We start from the raw sequence: 17,728 nt of genomic DNA, 5'->3' as shown, positions 1-17,728 counted from the left end.
GCTACCCCTCCAGTACGTTGTCGACCCTGTCGACCTTCTCGTCCGCGACCCGGCGCTCCAGCTTCGCGGCGTCCAGGTTGCGGCACAGCACGATCGAACCACCTCCGGAGATCACGCCGACGAGCAGGCTCAGCCCGGCGCGATCCGTCAGCGTCCGGGTGACCAGGATCCGCTCGGCGACGGGTTCCGCCGTACTGATCAGGTCCTCGTGGGTGAGGTCGTCGTACGCGGGGGACGCGGCCGTCAGGGCGTCGAACGCGGTGAACACGTCGGGGTGGTTGTAGACCTCGGCGCCGTAGTCGTGGACGCCGTCGGGCAACGGTTCACGGAAGCGGCCGCCGAGCGGGAGCAGTGCGGACGCGACCGTCTCGCGCTCGCCGCGGATCGCGAAGTCCGGGCCGGTGATCGCGATCGTCCCGGTCCCGCTGGTCAGCGCGGCGCCGGCCGACCAGGTGGACAGCGCCCAGACCACGCCGAGCCAGTGCGGCGGCAGGCCGATCGCGACGGTGTCGCCGGCCTCGGCGTCGTACTCGTCGACGAGCAGGTTCGCCGTCTTCGCCACCCAGTTCGCGGTGGTCGCCGCGCTGAGCTCGATCCGCTCGCCGGACGTGTCGTCGTAGTAGGTGAGGAACGGGCGGGCGCCGTCCCGGCGGACCGCGGTGGCGAACAGCTCGGGCAGGACTCGTGACATATGGCCCAGCCTACGGTTCGTGGCGCGGCGTACGTTGGACGGGGATTGAGTGGAAAGAAGGACTCGTCATGGTGCCACTGCTCGCGCTGCCCGAAGGCGGCGAATGGATCGTCATCCTGATCATCGTCGTCCTGCTGTTCGGCGCGAAGAAGCTGCCCGAGCTGACCCGGAACGCGGCTAAGGCGATGAAGGAGTTCGAGAAGGCCCGGCACTCCGACGACGACGAGACACCGGCCCAGGTCACCCAGGCCCAGCCCCAACCGCAGGCCCAGTCCCAACCTCAGGCCCAGCCACAAGCTCAGGCCCAGCCCCAGGCGCCGGTGGACGGGTCAGCCGGCCTCCAGGGCGGCGGCACGCAGGGCGGCGGCCAGTAGCGCTGCCGGTTCGGGCAGGCGTCCGGGCAACCGGGCGAGAATGATCCGCCGCAGCTCCTGTGGCCCGCCGCGGACTGTGACGACCCGGACGCCGGGTGGTACCGCCGACGCCAGCGACGCGGAGATCGTGGTGAGGCCCGCGCCGGCCGCGACGAGCTGGAGCTTGGCGAGCCAGTCCCGGACCGTGTGCGCGATCACCGGCCGTCCGTCGAGCCCGGGCCAGACGCCCATCCAGAGTTCGCTGTTCGACGCCGGGCCGGCGATCCATCGCTGTCCGCGGAGGTCTGCCACGTCCACCGAGTCGTACGCCGCCAGCGGGTGGCCGGCCGGGACCGCCAATCGCAGGCTCCGCTCGGCGAGCGTCTCCAGCTTCAAGGCCGGCGACTCCGCGTCCGGTGGCCGGAAGGGTGGCGCCGACGCGATGACGGCGAGGTCGATCGTCCCGGCGCGGAGCGCGCGGACCAGTGCGGGCGTCGAGCCCTCCCGCGTTGTCACGGTCACGGCCGGATGCGTACGACGTACCGAGCTGATTGCCCGCGGCAACAAGACGGCGCCGGCGCTGGGGAACCATCCGAGTCGTACGGTGCCTCCGGCCGCCGGGAGCCCGGCGAGCTCGCGGGCGGTCGCGTCGAGTTGGTCCAGGATGCCGGCGGCGTTGCGCAGGACGACTTGTCCTGCGGCGGTCAGCGCGACGCCTTCGCGGCGGCGCTCCAGCAAGCGGCTGCCGGCCGCGCGTTCGAGGGTGGCGATCTGACGGGAGACCGCCGACTGGGTGTACCCGAGCGCGACCGCGGCGGCGGTGAACGTGCCGCGCTCGGCCACCTCTCGGAACACCCGCAACGCGGCTGGGGAGACGTCAGTGAAGTCCATGACATCTACGCATACCACGTGTGCTGAACTTTCGTTGGAGTCATACCTCGAGCGGACCTACGTTGGCGGCATGACCGAACAACGCATCGCACTCGTCACCGGCGCCAACCAGGGCATCGGCTATGCCCTCGTCGAGGAACTCGCCAACCGCATGAACCCGGAAGACCTCGTACTCCTGACCGGCAGGAACCCGGACCGCGTTGCCGCCGCAGTCGCCAAGCTCAACGGCCGCGCCCGTGTCGAGGGGCGGGTTCTTGATGTGAGTGACGGAGAGGCTGTGCGGAGGCTGGCCGAAGAACTTGGTGCGGTGGACATTGTGGTCTCCAACGCGGTGGGGCCGTTGGAGCCGGGACAGGCGGCGGTTGAGCAGGTCGACGAGTTTGCCGACGTCGCGAATCTCGGCGCGCAGTTCATGTTGCGGGCGTTCGGGCCGATCCTGCGGCCGGGTGGACGGCTGATCGTGGTGGCCAGTTCGCTGGGGACGCTGGCGCAGTTGCCGGAGCACTTGTGGGGACGGTTCGACGGAGCCTCGCTCGACGACGTCGAGAAGGTTGTCGAACAGTGGCGTACCGCGGTTCATGACGGTACGGCGGCGGCGCAGGGCTGGCCGGGGTGGATCAACCTGCCGTCGAAGGTCGCTCAGGTTGCCGCGGTTCGTGCGGTGGCCGAAGAGCGGCGGGCGGCGGATCTGGCGGCCGGGACGCTGGTCGCGTCCGTCTGCCCGGGGCTTGTCGACACGCGTGCGTCCCGTCCGTGGTTCGACGACTTCAGCCAGGCCAAGTCGCCGGCCGAAGCGGTCCAGCCGATCGTGGACCTGATCCTGTCCGACCAGGTCGACCCCGGCCAGTACGGCGAACTTGTCCGGGACGGCCAGGTGGTCGCCTGGAAGTGACCGACCCCGGGGTGCTGCAGCCGCTGGAGTTCTCTTAAGGTCTTGTTATGTTGATCCTGGCCGGCCTGGGCCTCATCCTGGTGCTGACCGTTGCCACCGGCTACTTCGTCTCCCAGGAGTTCGCGTACGTCGCCGTCGACCGGAGCCGCCTGAAGACGCTGGCCGCGGACGGTGACGCGGCGGCCGCCCGGGCGCTCAAGGTCACCGCACGGCTCTCGTTCGTGCTGTCCGGCGCACAGGTCGGCATCACGATCACCGCGCTGCTCGCCGGGTACTTCGCCGAGCCGTACCTCGGCGAGGGCCTGGAGCACCTGCTCGGCGCAGCCGGTGTACCACAGAGCGTGAGCCTGTCCGTTTCGGTGATCCTCGCGTTGCTGCTGGCAACAATTATTCAGATGGTGCTCGGCGAGCTGGCCCCGAAGAACCTGGCGATCGCGCGGGCGGAGGCGATCGCCCTGCGGCTGTCCCGGTCGACCCTGATGTACCTGACCCTCGCCGGCCCGCTGATCCACCTGTTCGACTCGGCCTCGAACCGGATCCTGCGCCGGGTCGGGATCGAACCGGTCGAGGAGCTGCCGCAGGGCGCGACGCCGCAGGAGCTCGACCGGATCATCGAGACCTCATACGAGCAGGGCCTGCTCGACGAGGACACGATGCGGCTGCTCGACCGCGGCCTGGACTTCCGCGGCCGGACCGCGGGCGAGGCGATGGTCCCGCGGGTCGATGTCGTCACCATGCACCGCGACGAGCCGCTGACCCGCGTGGTCGAGCTCCAGGACACCGGTCACAGCAGGTTCCCGGTGATCGGCGAATCGGTCGACGAGGTGATCGGCGTGGTCGCGATCGGCGACGTGGTCGAGCTCGAGCCGGCGGATCGCGCGACGATCGCGGCCGGATCGCTGGCGTCGCCACCGGTTGCCGTACCGACGACGCTGCCGCTGCCCGGCGTACTCGAACGGCTGCGGGTGGCGCGGCGGCAGCTCGCGATCGTCGTCGACGAGTACGGCGGGTTCGCGGGCATCGTGTCGCTCGAGGACATCGCCGAGGAGCTGGTCGGTGAGATCCGCGACGAGGACGACCTGCCGGAGACCGGGTTGGTGCAGGGCGGTGACGGTTCGTGGGTGGTGCCGGCCCGCTCGCGCCTCGACGTGGTTGAGGAGGCCACCGGCGTACGGCTGCCGGAGAGCGACGACTACGAGACCGTGTCCGGGCTGGTGATGGCGCGGCTCGGCCGGATCCCGGCGATCGGTGACACGCTGGTCGTGGACCTGCCGCAGCGGATCGACCACGACGGCAAGCCGATCCCGGCGGAGTACGTACGGTTGACGGTGCAGACGATCGAGCGCCGGGTGCCGGGCATCGTGGTCATGGAGCGGGTCGCGTGAGTACGACGTGGGCGTTGATCATCTCCGCCGTCCTGCTCGCGCTGAACGGGTTCTTCGTCGCGGCCGAGTTCGCACTGGTGGCGTCGAAGCGGCACCGGCTCGAGGAGGCGGCCGCGTCCGGCAGCCGTTCCGCGCGGGCCGCGATCGCCGGCGTCAGCGAGCTGTCGTTGATGCTCGCGGGCGCGCAGCTCGGGATCACGTTGTGCACGCTGGGGCTCGGGTCGCTGAGTGAGCCGGCGGTCGCGCACCTGCTGCATCCGTTGTTCGAGCTGATCCACGTACCGGAGGGCGTTGGGCACGTGATCGCGCTGATCATCGCGGTCGGCGGCATCGGCCTGCTGCACGTACTGCTCGGCGAGATGGCGCCGAAGTCCTGGGCGATCAGCAACCCGGAGCGGTCGGCGCTGGTGCTCGCACTGCCGTTCCGCGGGTTCACGTACGTCTTCCGGCCGCTGCTGAGCGTCCTCAACTGGATCGCGAACCTGTGCGTCCGGCTCGTCGGCGTGACCCCGCAGAACGAGATCGCGAACGCGCACGGACCGGACGAGCTGCGGCTGCTGATCGAGTCGTCCCGCGAGCACGGCACGCTCGAGGAGCCCGAACACGAGCTGCTCACCGCGATGCTCGCCCTGCAGAACACCACGGTCGGTCAGGTGATGACCCCGATCGCGCAGCTGTCCACGGTCGCGGCGTCCGCGTCGGCGCGTGAGGTCGAGCTGATGAGCCGCCGCGAAGGTCACTCCCGCCTCGCCGTCGTTCGGACCGAACCTGATGGATCCACAGGGATCTGCGGCATCGTGCACGTTCGCGACGCGGCCCGCGCGACCACGGCCGGCGACACCACCAGCCGCGCGTCCGACCTGATGATGGAAGCCCTCGAGCTAGGCGACAACACCCCGGTCGCGAAGGCGATCCGCACCATGCGCGACCGACGCTCCCAACTAGCAGTCGTCTGCGGCGGCGCCCAGGCGATCGGAGTAGTAGCCCTCGAGGACCTCCTCGAAGAGGTCATCGGCGAGTTCGACGACGAAACCGACCCGATCGTCAAAGGCGCAACCCCCAGCACCTGACCCCAGCCGGGGTAGGCCCGGGCGGTTACGGTTGGGCGGGGCTAGCGGAGGAGGAGTGACGTGCCGATCAGTCGGATTGGGCTTGTCGTTCATCAGGGGCGGCCGGTGGCGGTGGAGACTGCCGGGACCGTGCGGCGGTGGGCGGCCGCGCACGGCATCGGGAGTACGGACATCGATGTCTGGAAGGACCATCAGGAGCGGCGGACCGGGACCGACGAGCTGCATCACGCCGGCGATCCGGACCTGGTCGTCACGCTCGGCGGTGACGGTACGTTCCTGCGCGGCGCGCGGATCGCGGCGAAGAACAACGCCGCCGTCCTCGGGGTCGATCTGGGCAAGGTCGGGTTCCTCACCGAGGTCGCGTGCAAGGACGTCGAGGCCGCGCTCGAAGCGGTCCACCACGGCGGAGCGACGTACGAGGAACGGATGACCCTCACCATGCGCGCCTCACGGCCGCTGGAGATCCCGCAGGGCATCGAGTCTCTGCTGCGGTACGGGCATGGACCCGCGCTGCCTCCGCCGCCCGTGCGGCACGAGATGGCCGAGGGCGACGGCTGGGGGATGGCCCTCGACGTGACCGCGCTGAACGACGTCGTGGTCGAGAAGCTCGCGCGCGATCACCAGGTGGCGCTGGGCGTGTACCTGTCCGGGCGGTTGCTCGCCTCGTACTCGGCCGATGCGGTGATCGTCGCGACACCGACCGGGTCGACCGCGTACAGCTTCGCGGCCGGCGGGCCGATCCTGTCGCCGACCACCGAAGCGATCGTGTTCACTCCGGTCGCACCGCACATGACCTTCAACCGAACGGTTGTCGCGGCACCGGACGAGCCGATCGCGCTGCGCGTACTGCAGCATTCGGGGCAGGCCGCGGTGAGTATCGACGGGCAGTTGCGCGGCGTACTGGACCCGGGGGACTGGATCGGGGTGTACGGATCACCTCAGCGTTTGCGGCTCGTACGGTTGCGGCAGCCCGACTTCTACGGCCGGCTGCGCGACCGCTTCCGCCTCACCGACGCACCCGCGACCGCCCTCGACGGCGAGTCCGAACTGTTCTGGCAGCCGTCGGACACCCCGGTCCCGCCGGACCTCAAACACCTGCGGATCCCGCAACCGCCCGACCGGTAGGGTCTCTGCATGCGAAACGTGGTGATCTTGGCGGGTGGTTCCGGGACGCGGCTGTGGCCGATGTCGAGAGACGACCGGCCCAAGCAGGTGCTGCCGCTGGCGGCGGGACAGTCGCTGCTGCGGGTGGCGTACAACCGGTTGCTCGGACTGGTCGATCCGGAGAACATCTACGTCTGTACGGTCGGCGCGATCACCGACGTCGTCCGCGCGGAACTGCCGGAGCTCGCGCGGGAGAACATCATCGGCGAACCGGCCCGGCGGGACACCGCGAACGCGGTCGGCCTGGCGTCGGCCGTGGTGGCGCGCAACGACCCGGACGCGGTGGTCGCGTTCGTCGGTTCGGACCACCTGATCAGCCCGGAGCAGGAGTTCCGGACCGCGATCGAGCACGGGTTCGAGGTGGTCGAGGCGCGGCCGCGATCGCTGGTGACGTTCGGGATCGAGCCGACGCACCCGCACACCGGGCTCGGCTACATCGAACGCGGAGCGCAAATCGACGGTACGTCCGCGTACGTCGTGGACCGCTTCCGCGAGAAGCCGGACCGCGCGACCGCCGAGGAGTACCTGGCCACCGGGCGGTTCTGGTGGAACTCCGGCATGTTCGTGTGGCGGGCCTCGACCGTACTGAACGTCCTCGACACGCTGCTGCCCGAGTCGGCCGCGCGGCTGCGTGACGTCGCCGCGGTCTGGGACACGCCCGACCGGGAGGCGACGCTCGCGGAGATCTACCCGAACCTGCGCAAGATCAGCGTCGACTACGCGGTGATGGAGCCGGCCTCACAGGGCAAGGTCGACGCGGACGTGGTCGTCGTACCGATGCCGGTGCACTGGCTCGACGTCGGCTCCTGGGCCACCCTCGCCGACACCTACGAAGCCGACCCGAACGGCAACCGCACCGACAGCATCACGCTGAGCTGCCTGCTCGACTCGCACGACAACATCATCGTCACCGACGACCCCGACCACCTGGTCGCCGCCGTCGGCCTGCGCAGCCACATCATCGTCCACACCCAGGACGTCACGATGGTCTGCCCGCTCTCCGACGGCGAACGGGTCAAGGACCTGGTAGCCCAGGTCCAATCCGACCACGCCAACTACCTCTGACCGGGTGAGAGGTCAGCCGCCGTTGGGTTCTTGGGCGTCGGCGGCGGGGTACTTCTCCATGAACTGCTTGAGGGCGTCGCCGCTGACCGAACCGCAGAACTGGCGGTGGCCGAAGGACTTCTGGTCGGCGCCCGGGGCGCTCCAGTGCGCGAAGGCGAGGTTCTTGCCGTCGAGCCAGCCCTTGCCCTCGGACTGCTTGTACGGCGCCGCGATGAAGCGGCCGTTCGTCACGTCGGGCAGCTTCGACTTGGCGATCTTCTCGATCTGGTCGATCTGGTCCTTCGGCAGGGTGTCCTTGTACCAGAGGATCGTGTAGCCGTGCTCCAGGTTGTGCACCAGGTTCTCCACCGGCGGGCGGTCCGACATCGAGTAGAACTTCTTGTCGAACGGCGCCCAGACCGCGTAGTGCGGGCCGGAGGACGGCGGCGAGACCGAGTACAGGATGTGCTCGCCGTCGGGGCGGTGGTCCAGGGTGCCGACGGCAGCGTCGTTGGTGATCGGGTCGCAGGACGCGGCCGAGGAGGCGACCCCGAAGTCGGTGAGCGCCTGGTTCTTGGTCTTGGAGTCCTGGATCAGCTTGATCGCCGGGTAGGCGATGATCGCCAGCCCGACCACGATCGAGCAGACCACGATCAAGATCGTCCGGCGCCGGTCCGAGGCAGCCTGGTCGCGCTGCATCTTCTCGATCATCTGACGGCGCGACTGTTTCTGTGACGCTTTACCCACAGTGTTGGTCTTCCCGGATCAGGGCGGCCACCGCGCCGCCGTGCCCAGGCAGTGTACGAGGTGACCCTAAGAAGTTGCCTAGAAAACTACCTCGACCGGGATCCGAACGTGACCGTCGCCGAACCGCCCGGCCCGGCCTGCACCGTGACGCCGTACCTCTCGGCGTGCAGCAGTACCGCAAGCCGCTCCGCGACCACTCCGACGGTGACCGGTTCCTCACCGACTACCGTGACAAGGTTGTCAGCAACCTGCAACTCAACGCCGTCAATGCCCGCAAGCACCCCGGACCACAGCGCCGGGTCGGCCTCCCGCGGCCCGGACGGCGGCTGCCGATCCAGTACGGCGGCGCGCGCGGCCTCCCGCGTACCGAGACTGAACATGTCGAACTCGGCGTCCCGCACCAGCGCCCGCGCACCAGGCCCGTCCTCGCCGACGGGCAGCACCGCGTCGCCCAGCCCGCGCAGTACGGCGACCGGTACGCCGTCGGCCTTGCCCTTCACCAGCTCGCTCGCGCCCGCGATCTCGTCCGCCAGCGCGGGCTCCGTGACGGCCAGCACGTTCCCGTGGCTGTCCGTCGTACCGCGGAGGTCCTCGACGACGCGGACGCCGGCCGCGCCGATCGCGAGGTCGGTCTGTCCGTTGCGCCAGGGGCGGCCGAGCGTGTCGGTGATGATGATTCCGACGTTCACGTCGTACCGCTCCCGCAAGGCCGACCGCAGTGCGCGCGCGGACGCGTCCGGGTCGATCGGGAGCAACAGAACCGTGCCGGGCGCGGTGTTCGACGTGTCCGTACCGGCGGCCGCCATCACGAGCCCGTGCCGGGTCTGCACGATCCGGGTCTCGCCGCGTTGCGCGACCACCCGGACGAGCTCGGCGTCGACCGCCTCCTGGCGCGTTCCGTACGTCAGCCGGCCCTCTTGTTTGCTGACGATCTTGGACGTCACCGAGACGACGTCGCCGTCGCGCAGGTCGGTGCCGTCCGCGATCAGCGCGGCCAGGTCGTCCCCGGCCGCCACCTCGGGCAGCCCTGTCACCGGGAAGATCTCCAGGTGCTTCCTCATCGCCGTACGGCCTCCGCGAGGGTCAGTGCCGCGTCAGCCATCGCGGCGGTGGTGGTCTCGTCCGTCATCCACAACGGCACTGCCTGGACGTGAATTCCGGCCCCGGCGATCGAATCCGCCTGGATCGCGTCCGAGCTGTCGATCAGCCAGCCGTCCAGGACGCCGCCGGAGTTGCGCGAACCGTAGTACCGCGCGACCGCGGACGCCGTGGCCGCGACACCGACGGTGGCGAGCACCTTGTCGGCCATCCCGCGGACCGGTCCGGTGCCGATGATCGGCGACAGCCCGATGACCGGTGCGGCGGTCTTCTGGACCGCCTCGCGGATCCCCGGGACGCCGAGGATCGTGCCGACCGAGACGACCGGGTTCGACGGCGGGACGATCAGGACGTCGCAGTCCGCGATCGCTTCCAGTACGCCGGGCGCGGGCTTGGCCTTGTCCTGGCCGACGGCAACGATCTGGTGCGCGGGCAGGTCGGCCTGATAACGGACCCAGTACTCCTGGAAATGGATCGCCTTGCGCCGGCCGGGCTGCTCGGGGTCATCCACGACCACATGGGTCTCGACCCGGTCGTCACTCATCGGCAGCAGCCGGATCGGGAGCTTCCAGCGGGCACAGAGCGCCTCGGTGACCGCGGTGAGGCTGTAGCCGGCGTCGAGCATCTGGGTACGCACCAGGTGCGTCGCGACGTCCCGGTCGCCGAGCCCGAACCAGGTCGGCTCCACGCCGTACGCGGCGAGCTCCTCCTTGATCACCCAGGTCTCGTCCTCACGGCCCCACTTGCGCTCCTCCGAGATGCCACCGCCCAGGGTGTACATGACGGTGTCGAGGTCCGGACAGACCCGCAGGCCGAACAGGGTGATGTCGTCCGCGGTGTTGCCCACGACGGTGATCTCGGCGTCGGGGCGGGCCTTCAGCAGACCGCGCAGGAAGGCGGAGCCGCCGATACCGCCGGCCAGCACGGTGTACCGCTTGGGCAGGTTGGTGGGAACTTGCATGGGAAGAGTCTGCCCGAGTCGTCAATGCGTCGGCCCACCGCACGACTATGCTGCGGTGAGTCATCAGATCCGCACAGCTCAGTTGTACGGCCCCCCAACATCCGAGGAGCCCTCGTGGTCACCGACGCAACCAAGAAGCTCAGAGAGCCGGTCGCGTACATCTTGCTCGCATTCACCGGTCTGCTCGCAGTGGCAGCGCTGTTCCAGTTGTTCGTCGGCGGTATCGGCTTCGTGGCCGCGTCCGGCGGCGTACACAGCATCATCGTTCCGCCGTCCATCACCACGCTTGCGCTGATCCCGGCGCTGGTGGGCGCGGTCTGGCTGGTCAACGAAGGCGAGCGGACGCCGAACGCACGGATCGTGACGTTGGCGGCGCTCGTCATCACCGGTCTGTTCCTGCTGATCGGCCTGGTGGCCACTTTCGCGCAGTTCAACGGCGGCGGCACGGCGGGCGAGAAGATCGTCGGCTTCATCGCCTCGCTCGGTGGCCTGGCGCTGTACGGCGGTGTCGGCCTGTACGCGCTGAAGACGTTCCAGGCGCTGCCCGCGCCGGTGAAGGTCCCGAAGCCGGGCCAGTTCCAGCAGCAGGGTCAGCAGGGGCAGTTCGGCGGCCAGCAGGCGTACGGTCAGCAGGGTTACGGCCAGCAGCAGGGCTATGCGCAGCCGGACCAGCAGGGCCAGTACGGCGGCCAGTTCGACCAGGGCCAGCAGCAGTACGGCGGTTACGCGGCGGCCGGCGCCGCTGGTGGTTACGCAGCGGGTCAGGGCGACCAGCAGCAGCAGTGGCCGCAGGAGCAGGGCTGGAACCAGGGCGAGCAGCAGCAGAGCTGGTCCGCAGGCGAGGCCGAGGCCCAGCACGGGCAGCACGCTGGCCAGCACTCGGCGCAGCCCGCCGGTCAGCAGGAGCAGGCCTGGCCCGCCGAGGGTCAGCAGCCGGCTGCCGAGCCGACGCAGGCGTGGAGCTCCGAAGGCCAGCAGCAGTGGAGCGGCCAGGAGCAGGGCCAGCAGGCCGATCAGCAGTGGCCGCAGGAGCAGCAGCAGTGGGCAGGTGCCGACGCCGGTCAGCAGCAGTGGAGCGGCCAGGAGTACGGCCAGCAGCCACAGGCGGGCCAGGAGTGGCCCCAGCAGGAGCACAACGCCACTGAGGCTTCCAACGAGCAGGCGGATGCCCAGCAGGGCCAGCAGGCCTGGCAGCAGGAGCAGTCCTGGCAGGCCGACGACAAGCCGGCTGCCGAGCCCACACCGGCTGCCGAGCCCGCGCAGTCGGCCGAGTCCGCCGACGAGACCCGGGTCGACCCGCGCGTCGACCCGGACAAGAACGACCAGAACCAGCAGGGCCAGGGTCAGCAGGGCTGGTGGTCCCAGCCTTCCTGATCAGGCACAGCTGATCGGAACAGAACTGCAGCAAGCCCTTACCGAGATCTGCCGGAAAATTCCTGGCAGAGCAGGGTTTGGGTCCGGGTACCCCCGCGAGAGGCCTGTATCTACAGGCCTCTCGTTCTTTTGCGGCCTTGTTGCGGATGATCCCAATAGCAGAGCACGGCTTGACTTTCGTGGATTGCAGGAATGTAATTTCAACCGTGTCGTTCGTTAGGACACTCGGTATCGGGGACCGTTGCAGAGCGCAGGACGGACGAGGTCAGGCATGTGGACCGCAAACCCACATGTACAGGGGAACGAACAGGGTCGAGGAGGTCGTACCGTGACAGAGCTGATGGCGATTGTCGACGGTGAGGCGATCGAGGAGGAGCCGAACTGGCAGGAAAGGGCGCTGTGCGCCCAGACCGATCCAGAGGCTTTCTTCCCGGAGAAGGGCGGTTCCACCCGCGAGGCCAAGAAGGTGTGCCTCGGCTGCGACGTCCGGGGCGAGTGCCTCGAGTACGCGCTGCAGAACGACGAGCGCTTCGGGATCTGGGGCGGTCTGTCGGAGCGGGAGCGCCGCAAGCTGAAGAAGAAGGCCGTCTGACGGTCCGAACGCAGCCGAACAACTTCACGCAGGACTTCCGCGAGGCCCCGGGGTAACTTCCCCCGGGGCCCGCGGCTTTCCTGAGACTTCGGAAGCGGCTGTATGGTGATTCCTCGCCGGGACCTGCGGTCACGGTGACCGTCCGCAAGCATCGAGGTGTCACAGCTCCGCATGGAACAAGAAGCCCCGGCCGGCTGGGAATTCTTCGACTCTGTCGACTTCCCGACCGATCACATCCCCGACCCGATGGGTCGCCCGCGGGTCCGGCATGTCGTGACCGCGGTGGTGGTCGGGCATGAGGGCGCGGCCTGGCTGCCGCGTCTGTCCGAGTCCCTGTGGGCGCTGAACCCGCGCCCGGACCGGCTGATCGCGGTCGACACCGGCTCCACCGACGAGACCGCCGAACTGCTCGCCGCGATGCCTGGCGTCGAGCCGGTGGTCAGCGTGTCCGCGCGGACCGGCTTCGGGATGGCGGTGGCCCGCGGTCTCGAGACGCACGGCTTCGCGCCGATCCCGAGCGCTGTCGGTCCGTACGGCGACGACGGCCACATGCCCGTCGTGGAGTGGCTCTGGCTGCTGCACGACGACTGTGCCCCGGCCCCGAAAGCCCTGGAGAAGTTGTTGCTCCAGGCCACTATTGCGCCGAACACCGGCGTCTGGGGCCCGAAGCTGCGGCTCTGGCCGCGGGATCGCGAGCTGCTCGAGGTCGGCGTCACGACGTCGCTCGGCGGCCGCCGCGACACCGGCATCGAGAACGGCGAGCTCGACCAGGGCCAGCACGACCAGCCACGGAACGTGCTCGCGGTCAGCTCGGCCGGCATGCTCGTTCGCCGGGACGTCTGGGAGGCCCTGCACGGATTCGACCCGCGGCTGCCGATGTTCCGCGACGACATCGACTTCGGCTGGCGCGCCAGCCGGGCCGGCTACCAGGTGGGGGTCGCGCCCGACGCGGTCGTCTACCACGCGCAGGCCGCCGCCACCGGTGAGCGTGCGCTGGCCGGCACCCGCAGGCACGCGTACCAGCTCGACCGCGCGCATGCGTACTACACCGTCCTTGCGAACGCTCCTGGCAAGCTGCTTCCACTGCTGATCCTGCGGTTCCTGTTCGGGACCGTGCTGCGCTCGCTGTGGTTCGTCATCGGCAAGACGCCGTCCGGCGCGGTCGACGAGTGGACGGCGCTGCTCGGCACGCTGCTCGCCGGCGGCTGGACCGCAGCCCGCAAGAACCGCCGAAATCTCAACCAGGTCCCGTACGACGACATCAAGGGCCTGTTCTCGCGGTCCGTGCACGCACTGCGGCACAACCTCGAGGAGACCACCAGCACGATCTCCGAGCGGATCCGCGAGGCCTGGGCGGACGAGCCCGAGGAGCAGGTCGTCACGACGGCTCGCCGGGCGAAGTCCACGGCCCGGGTCGCGGTCGACCAGCCCCGCTGGCGACGGCAGCTGATCCGGCGCCCGTTCCTGGTCGCGTGGGTCGTGCTGGCGCTCGGTGCGCTGGTCGCGGCGCGTGGAGTGATCGGTGGCGGCGTACTGCGCTCCCACCTGTTGCTGCCCGCGCACGAGAATCTTGCTGCCCTGTGGCACGCGGCCGCGTCCGCTCCGCCCGGAGTGACACCGCCTGCGTGGCTGGGACAGATGTGGGCGTTCTCGACGATCATGTTCGGTCCGAGCGGTGCGACGAACCTCCTGCTGCTCGGTGCGATTCCGCTGGCCGGCCTCGCTGCTTGGGCGTTGCTGCGGGCGTTCGTCGTCGATCGCGTCGCCCGCGCTTGGGGTGCCTGCGCGTACGGGCTGGCCGTCTTCGCGAACGGTGCGATCTCGCAGGGCCGGCTCGGGACGTGTGTGGCGGCGATCGTGCTGCCGTTGCTCGGTGCCGCTGTGCACACCGTTGCTCGCCGCCGGCGCGTGGTTGTGCAGGGCAGTTGGCGGGCCGCGTGGTTCGCGGGCATCTGTCTGGCTGTGCTGTTCGCGTTCACGCCGTCGCTCGGGCTGCTCATCGCCGTACTGCTGGTGCTCGGCGCGGTGTTCGGGCTCGGTTGGCGGCGGCAAGGGCGCCAACTGGTGTTCTCGGTCGTACTGGGCCTGCTGCTCGTGCTGCCCTGGACGCTCGACCTGGTGCAGCACCCGTCGAAGCTGGGGCAGGAGGCGGGCGGTCCGCCGACCGCCGCGGTCGGTCCGGGCGACAGCCTGCCGCATCTGCTGACCGGTATTCCGATCGGTGCGCCGACGCCGTGGTGGCTCGCGGTACCACTCATCCTGGTTGCGCTGGTAGCCCTGCTCCGCGAGTCCCGCCAGCGGTACGAGTTGCTCGGGTGGTTCGCCGCGCTGGCCGGTCTGGCCGGGACGCTGGTCGCGACCCGGCTGGGTGGCGGCGCTGGACCGCTGATGTTCCTGATGTCGGCCGGCTGGATCATCTCGGTCACGGTCGCATGGGACTCGGTCGGCAAGTCCACCGAGGTCATCGTGCAGGGTGTGCTCGGGATCGCGCTGGTCACGTCCGTCGTCACGGCGGGGTTCTGGCTGGTCCGCGGAACCGACGGCCCGCTCTGGCGCGGCTCTGCCCAGGACCTCCCGGCGTACCTTGTGGCCGCTCAGGATCCACCGGAGAACCAGTCGATCCTCGTCGTTCGCAAGGCGGACGGCGGCCAGATGCGATTCTCGCTGGTCAAGGACGGCGGGCCGCGGATGGGTGCGCTCGAGGCGGCCCCGACCGCGGCCCAGACCAAGCCGATCACCGATGTCTTGTCGACGCTCGGCGGTGGCGGCAGCGGTGAGGAGGGACGCCAGTTGGCCGGGCTCGCGATCGACTACGTGTACCTGCCCGGCCCGGTAGACCCGACGCTGCAAGCGACCCTCGACTCGCTGCCCGGCCTGACCCGGGCCAGTGCGAACGACGGTGACGCCTCGTGGCTGGTCGACCGGTCGAAGATCGACGGCAAGACCCCGATCGTCGACCAGACGCACTCGGTCTGGCGCATCCTCGGCATCATCGGCTGGCTGATCGCACTGATCTTCTGCCTGCCGACGGTTCGCCGTACGGTCGCCGTACCGCAAGGCACCCACGCGAGGAGGGACCCGCGGTGAGCCGCTTGCTGTCCGACCCGAGGCTCCGGATCGGCGCCGTGGTCGCTGCGATGGCCGTGCTCGCCGGGATCGGCGTGGTCACGCACCCCAAGCAGGCCGACACGCGCGTCGAGGCGGTCGCCACCGAGCCGGCGCGGACGATCGTGAACCGTACGGCGCTGGCCTGCCCGGCGCTGTCCGCGGGCGGCAAGATGGCCGGCGTGGTGAACGCGGTCGCGCCGACGCTGCCCGAAGGCACACCGATCGCGGCCGGTACGGCGGCGCCGCTGTCGATCGCCCCGCTGCCGGCGACCTCCGACCCGGTCGGCTCGCTGCTCAAGCGCGGCACCATCGGTTCGAGCCCTGTGTCCGTCAAGCCGGAGCCGCTGTCCATCAAGGGCACCGGTCCGCTGGCGGCCGGGACGGTCGGTACGAGTACGACGACGGCGCCGGACGACGAGGTGAACCGGGGGATGGCCAGCGTGCCGTGCCAGCTGCCCGGATCGGACTTCTGGTTCGTCGGGGCGTCCGGGGGGAGTGACCGCCGCGACGTACTGGTCCTCAGCAACCTCGACACCATCAACGCCGAGGTGAACGTCAGCGTGTTCTCGCGGACCGGTGCCGCGGACCTGCCGGCGCTTCGCGGCATCACGGTTCCGGCGCGCGGTACGGCGGAGGTCTTCCTCCGGCAGAACGCCGCGAACCTGCGCGACATCGCCCTGCACGTCGAGTCGACCGGCGGCCGGGTCGCGGCGGCGGTCCGTTCCAACGCGTCCAGCAACGGCAAGCCGCTCGGCGTGGACTGGCTGAACCAGTCGGCCGCGCCCGCGACCAAGGTGTTCGTCCCCGCGGTCGCGCCCGGCGGCGGTCAGCGGATCCTCTCGATCGCGAACCCGACCGACCTGCAGGCCAGTGCGAGCCTGACGATCAACGGGCCGAACGGTCCCTTCAAGCCGGCCGGCCTGGAGACCGTGACGGTCGAGGCGGGCTCGGTGAAGGCGATCGCGCTCGACAAGGTCCTGCACGGGGACGCCAGCGCGGTCATGATCACCTCCGACCAGCCGGTGACCGCGTCGATGCGGGCCACCGATGCGAGCAACACCGAATTCTCGTCGATCGGTTCCGCGGACGCTCTGTCCGCCCCGGCGTACCTGGTGCTGCCGGCGCACAATCAGCCGGCGTTCCTGCAGGTGACGGCGCCGGGGAAGGCCGCGAGCGTGAAGTTCGAGCTGCACGACGCGGCCGGCCGGGTGCTGATGACGCGGGCGCTGGACGTGGTGAACGGTGCGACGACGCCGATCTCGTTCCCCTCGCAACGGCGGGCGACGTACGTGATGGTGCAGCAGACCCGCGGGACGGTGGTTGCGGGCGTCACGCTGATGCCGGCCGCGAAGCCCGGCAAGGACGACGTACCGCAGGTGGCCGCCTGGCCGCTGACAACGTCACTGGTCTTCCGGGCCCAGCTCGGCGCCCAACCCGACGTCAGCGCCGCCCTCCGCTGAGGCCCTGCGCCTCGGGTCAGCCTTCGGTGGTGTTGGCTCCGGGGTCCTGGAGCATGCGGAGGTGGCCGCGGCGGGCGACCTCGACCGGTGCGCCCGGCGTACCGGCGCGGGGTTCGCGCGGGGGCAGCGGGCGGGCGGCCTCGCGGACCGCGTTCGCCAGCGCCTCCAGGTCGTCCGAGGACGGGCCGGCGGCAGCAGGGTCCGGAGCGAGCCGGATGACTTCCCAGCCGTTCGGCGCGGTGAGGCGGTCGGCGTGGTCGGCGCAGAGGTCGTAGCAGTGCGGTTCGGCGTACGTCGCGAGCGGGCCGAGCACGCAGGTGGAGTCCGCATACACGTAGGTGAGCGTCGACACAGCCGGCTTCTGACATCCGGCGCGCGAACAGGTCCTGGCGATGCTCACGCACAGACGTTACCCCCACTAGGCTGAGCGCGTGACCGAGGCTCGCCGTCATCGCAGGCACATCGACCGCCACGGGCGTGGCATGCTCGGCCCGATCAGCCGGCCGAGCAAGTTCGCGCCGCGGGGGCTGCCGCTGCAGCGCTCCGCCGCGGCCCAGTTCGACGAGGTGGTCGCGATCGAGGTGACGCGGCTGGAGAAGCGACTGCCACAGGTGATCGCCCGGGTCGAGTTCGCCATCGAGGACGTCCCGAACCTGGACCTCGACGCCACCGAGATCCCGCTCACCCACGCCACCGGCGGGACGTCCCACGAGCCGTACCGGATCGTCGTCTTCCGCCGGCCGATCGAGCTCCGCGCGGAACGCTCCGGCTCCGCCCTCTCCTGGCTGGTCCGCACCGCCCTGGTCCTCGAGCTGGCCGACGTCCTCGCCCTCTCCCCAGAACAAATAGACCCCGACTTCGACCCCGACGACGACTAAACCCTCCGCAACTCTCTAGC

Annotated in this window: 17 protein-coding genes; 11 read left to right on the top strand and 6 right to left on the bottom strand. The window is 70.0% G+C overall.

Going from position 1 to position 17,728, the window contains the following annotated elements; translation table 11 throughout:
* Position 1 precedes the first annotated feature (1 nt).
* Complete coding sequence (locus ACGFI6_RS05900) at positions 2–691, bottom strand: TIGR03089 family protein (RefSeq protein WP_393115525.1); 690 nt, start codon at positions 689–691, stop codon at positions 2–4.
* A 68-nt stretch (positions 692–759) separates the two neighbouring features.
* On the opposite strand from ACGFI6_RS05900, the gene ACGFI6_RS05895 reads away from it, so the two are divergent.
* Positions 760–1,065, top strand: a complete 306-nt coding sequence (locus ACGFI6_RS05895; RefSeq protein WP_393115524.1) for a twin-arginine translocase TatA/TatE family subunit — start codon at positions 760–762, stop codon at positions 1,063–1,065.
* On the opposite strand, the gene ACGFI6_RS05890 is transcribed toward ACGFI6_RS05895, so the two are convergent.
* Complete coding sequence (locus ACGFI6_RS05890; protein ID WP_393115523.1) at positions 1,021–1,935, bottom strand: LysR family transcriptional regulator; 915 nt, start codon at positions 1,933–1,935, stop codon at positions 1,021–1,023. The genes ACGFI6_RS05895 and ACGFI6_RS05890 overlap by 45 nt on opposite strands.
* Positions 1,936–2,005: 70 nt before the next feature.
* On the opposite strand from ACGFI6_RS05890, the gene ACGFI6_RS05885 reads away from it, so the two are divergent.
* The 5 genes from ACGFI6_RS05885 (at position 2,006) to ACGFI6_RS05865 (ending at position 7,511) form a co-directional block, all read left to right on the top strand.
* Complete coding sequence (locus ACGFI6_RS05885) at positions 2,006–2,827, top strand: SDR family NAD(P)-dependent oxidoreductase (protein ID WP_393115522.1); 822 nt, start codon at positions 2,006–2,008, stop codon at positions 2,825–2,827.
* A gap of 47 nt (positions 2,828–2,874) precedes the next feature.
* Entirely contained in the window at positions 2,875–4,212 is a 1,338-nt protein-coding gene (locus ACGFI6_RS05880; RefSeq protein ID WP_393115521.1) for a hemolysin family protein, read from the top strand.
* Positions 4,209–5,282, top strand: a complete 1,074-nt coding sequence (locus ACGFI6_RS05875) for a hemolysin family protein (RefSeq protein ID WP_393115520.1) — start codon at positions 4,209–4,211, stop codon at positions 5,280–5,282. The genes ACGFI6_RS05880 and ACGFI6_RS05875 overlap by 4 nt, the downstream gene beginning before the upstream one ends.
* 105 nt (positions 5,283–5,387) lie before the next feature.
* Entirely contained in the window at positions 5,388–6,407 is a 1,020-nt protein-coding gene (locus ACGFI6_RS05870) for an NAD(+)/NADH kinase (RefSeq protein WP_393115519.1), read from the top strand.
* A gap of 9 nt (positions 6,408–6,416) precedes the next feature.
* The gene (locus ACGFI6_RS05865) at positions 6,417–7,511 is read left to right on the top strand and encodes a mannose-1-phosphate guanylyltransferase (protein ID WP_393115518.1); all 1,095 of its coding nucleotides are present in this window, start codon (positions 6,417–6,419) and stop codon (positions 7,509–7,511) included.
* A 12-nt stretch (positions 7,512–7,523) separates the two neighbouring features.
* Here the strand turns inward: ACGFI6_RS05865 and ACGFI6_RS05860 are convergent, their stop codons facing one another.
* The 3 genes from ACGFI6_RS05860 to cofD form a co-directional block, all read right to left on the bottom strand.
* A complete protein-coding gene (locus tag ACGFI6_RS05860) occupies positions 7,524–8,201 on the bottom strand; it encodes a DUF3105 domain-containing protein (protein WP_393115517.1) in 678 nt (225 codons plus the stop codon).
* 122 nt (positions 8,202–8,323) lie between these two features.
* Complete coding sequence (locus tag ACGFI6_RS05855; RefSeq protein ID WP_393115516.1) at positions 8,324–9,298, bottom strand: coenzyme F420-0:L-glutamate ligase; 975 nt, start codon at positions 9,296–9,298, stop codon at positions 8,324–8,326.
* Complete coding sequence (cofD, locus tag ACGFI6_RS05850) at positions 9,295–10,296, bottom strand: 2-phospho-L-lactate transferase (protein ID WP_393115515.1); 1,002 nt, start codon at positions 10,294–10,296, stop codon at positions 9,295–9,297. Before cofD ends, ACGFI6_RS05855 begins: the two co-directional genes overlap by 4 nt.
* 114 nt (positions 10,297–10,410) lie before the next feature.
* On the opposite strand from cofD, the gene ACGFI6_RS05845 reads away from it, so the two are divergent.
* The 4 genes from ACGFI6_RS05845 to ACGFI6_RS05830 all read left to right on the top strand — a co-directional run bounded on the left by ACGFI6_RS05845 (position 10,411) and on the right by ACGFI6_RS05830 (position 16,830).
* The gene (locus tag ACGFI6_RS05845) at positions 10,411–11,670 is read left to right on the top strand and encodes a hypothetical protein (RefSeq protein ID WP_393115514.1); all 1,260 of its coding nucleotides are present in this window, start codon (positions 10,411–10,413) and stop codon (positions 11,668–11,670) included.
* Between the two features lie 340 nt (positions 11,671–12,010).
* Positions 12,011–12,262, top strand: coding sequence for a WhiB family transcriptional regulator (locus ACGFI6_RS05840; protein ID WP_020389877.1), 252 nt, complete (start codon positions 12,011–12,013; stop codon positions 12,260–12,262).
* 171 nt (positions 12,263–12,433) lie between these two features.
* On the top strand, positions 12,434–15,349 hold the full coding sequence (locus ACGFI6_RS05835) for a glycosyltransferase (protein WP_393115512.1): 2,916 nt from the start codon (positions 12,434–12,436) through the stop codon (positions 15,347–15,349).
* Positions 15,346–16,830 (top strand): DUF5719 family protein, encoded by a 1,485-nt coding sequence (locus tag ACGFI6_RS05830; RefSeq protein ID WP_393115511.1) that lies wholly within the window; start codon positions 15,346–15,348, stop codon positions 16,828–16,830. The genes ACGFI6_RS05835 and ACGFI6_RS05830 overlap by 4 nt, the downstream gene beginning before the upstream one ends.
* Before the next feature lie 16 nt (positions 16,831–16,846).
* Here ACGFI6_RS05830 and ACGFI6_RS05825 read toward each other — a convergent pair whose 3' ends face one another.
* Positions 16,847–17,230 (bottom strand): DUF3499 domain-containing protein, encoded by a 384-nt coding sequence (locus tag ACGFI6_RS05825; RefSeq protein WP_393115509.1) that lies wholly within the window; start codon positions 17,228–17,230, stop codon positions 16,847–16,849.
* Positions 17,231–17,261: 31 nt separating this feature from the next.
* On the opposite strand from ACGFI6_RS05825, the gene ACGFI6_RS05820 reads away from it, so the two are divergent.
* Positions 17,262–17,708, top strand: coding sequence for a metallopeptidase family protein (locus ACGFI6_RS05820; protein ID WP_393115508.1), 447 nt, complete (start codon positions 17,262–17,264; stop codon positions 17,706–17,708).
* Positions 17,709–17,728 lie beyond the last annotated feature (20 nt).

The sequence above is a fragment of the Kribbella sp. NPDC048928 genome, assembly GCF_043197975.1.
GTDB lineage: Bacteria > Actinomycetota > Actinomycetes > Propionibacteriales > Kribbellaceae > Kribbella.
The sequence above is the reverse complement of the archived record's forward strand: the minus strand, read 5'-3'. Positions and strand labels throughout refer to the sequence as shown.

Coding starts and splice junctions, on each gene's coding strand:
- ACGFI6_RS05855 (WP_393115516.1), bottom strand. CDS start 9,298: ATGAGGAAGCACCTGGAGATCTTCCCGGTGACAGGGCTGCCCGAGGTG.
- ACGFI6_RS05860 (WP_393115517.1), bottom strand. CDS start 8,201: ATGATCGAGAAGATGCAGCGCGACCAGGCTGCCTCGGACCGGCGCCGG.
- ACGFI6_RS05880 (WP_393115521.1), top strand. CDS start 2,875: ATGTTGATCCTGGCCGGCCTGGGCCTCATCCTGGTGCTGACCGTTGCC.
- ACGFI6_RS05840 (WP_020389877.1), top strand. CDS start 12,011: ATGGCGATTGTCGACGGTGAGGCGATCGAGGAGGAGCCGAACTGGCAG.
- ACGFI6_RS05890 (WP_393115523.1), bottom strand. CDS start 1,935: ATGGACTTCACTGACGTCTCCCCAGCCGCGTTGCGGGTGTTCCGAGAG.
- cofD (WP_393115515.1), bottom strand. CDS start 10,296: ATGCAAGTTCCCACCAACCTGCCCAAGCGGTACACCGTGCTGGCCGGC.
- ACGFI6_RS05865 (WP_393115518.1), top strand. CDS start 6,417: ATGCGAAACGTGGTGATCTTGGCGGGTGGTTCCGGGACGCGGCTGTGG.
- ACGFI6_RS05835 (WP_393115512.1), top strand. CDS start 12,434: ATGGAACAAGAAGCCCCGGCCGGCTGGGAATTCTTCGACTCTGTCGAC.
- ACGFI6_RS05885 (WP_393115522.1), top strand. CDS start 2,006: ATGACCGAACAACGCATCGCACTCGTCACCGGCGCCAACCAGGGCATC.
- ACGFI6_RS05900 (WP_393115525.1), bottom strand. CDS start 691: ATGTCACGAGTCCTGCCCGAGCTGTTCGCCACCGCGGTCCGCCGGGAC.
- ACGFI6_RS05895 (WP_393115524.1), top strand. CDS start 760: ATGGTGCCACTGCTCGCGCTGCCCGAAGGCGGCGAATGGATCGTCATC.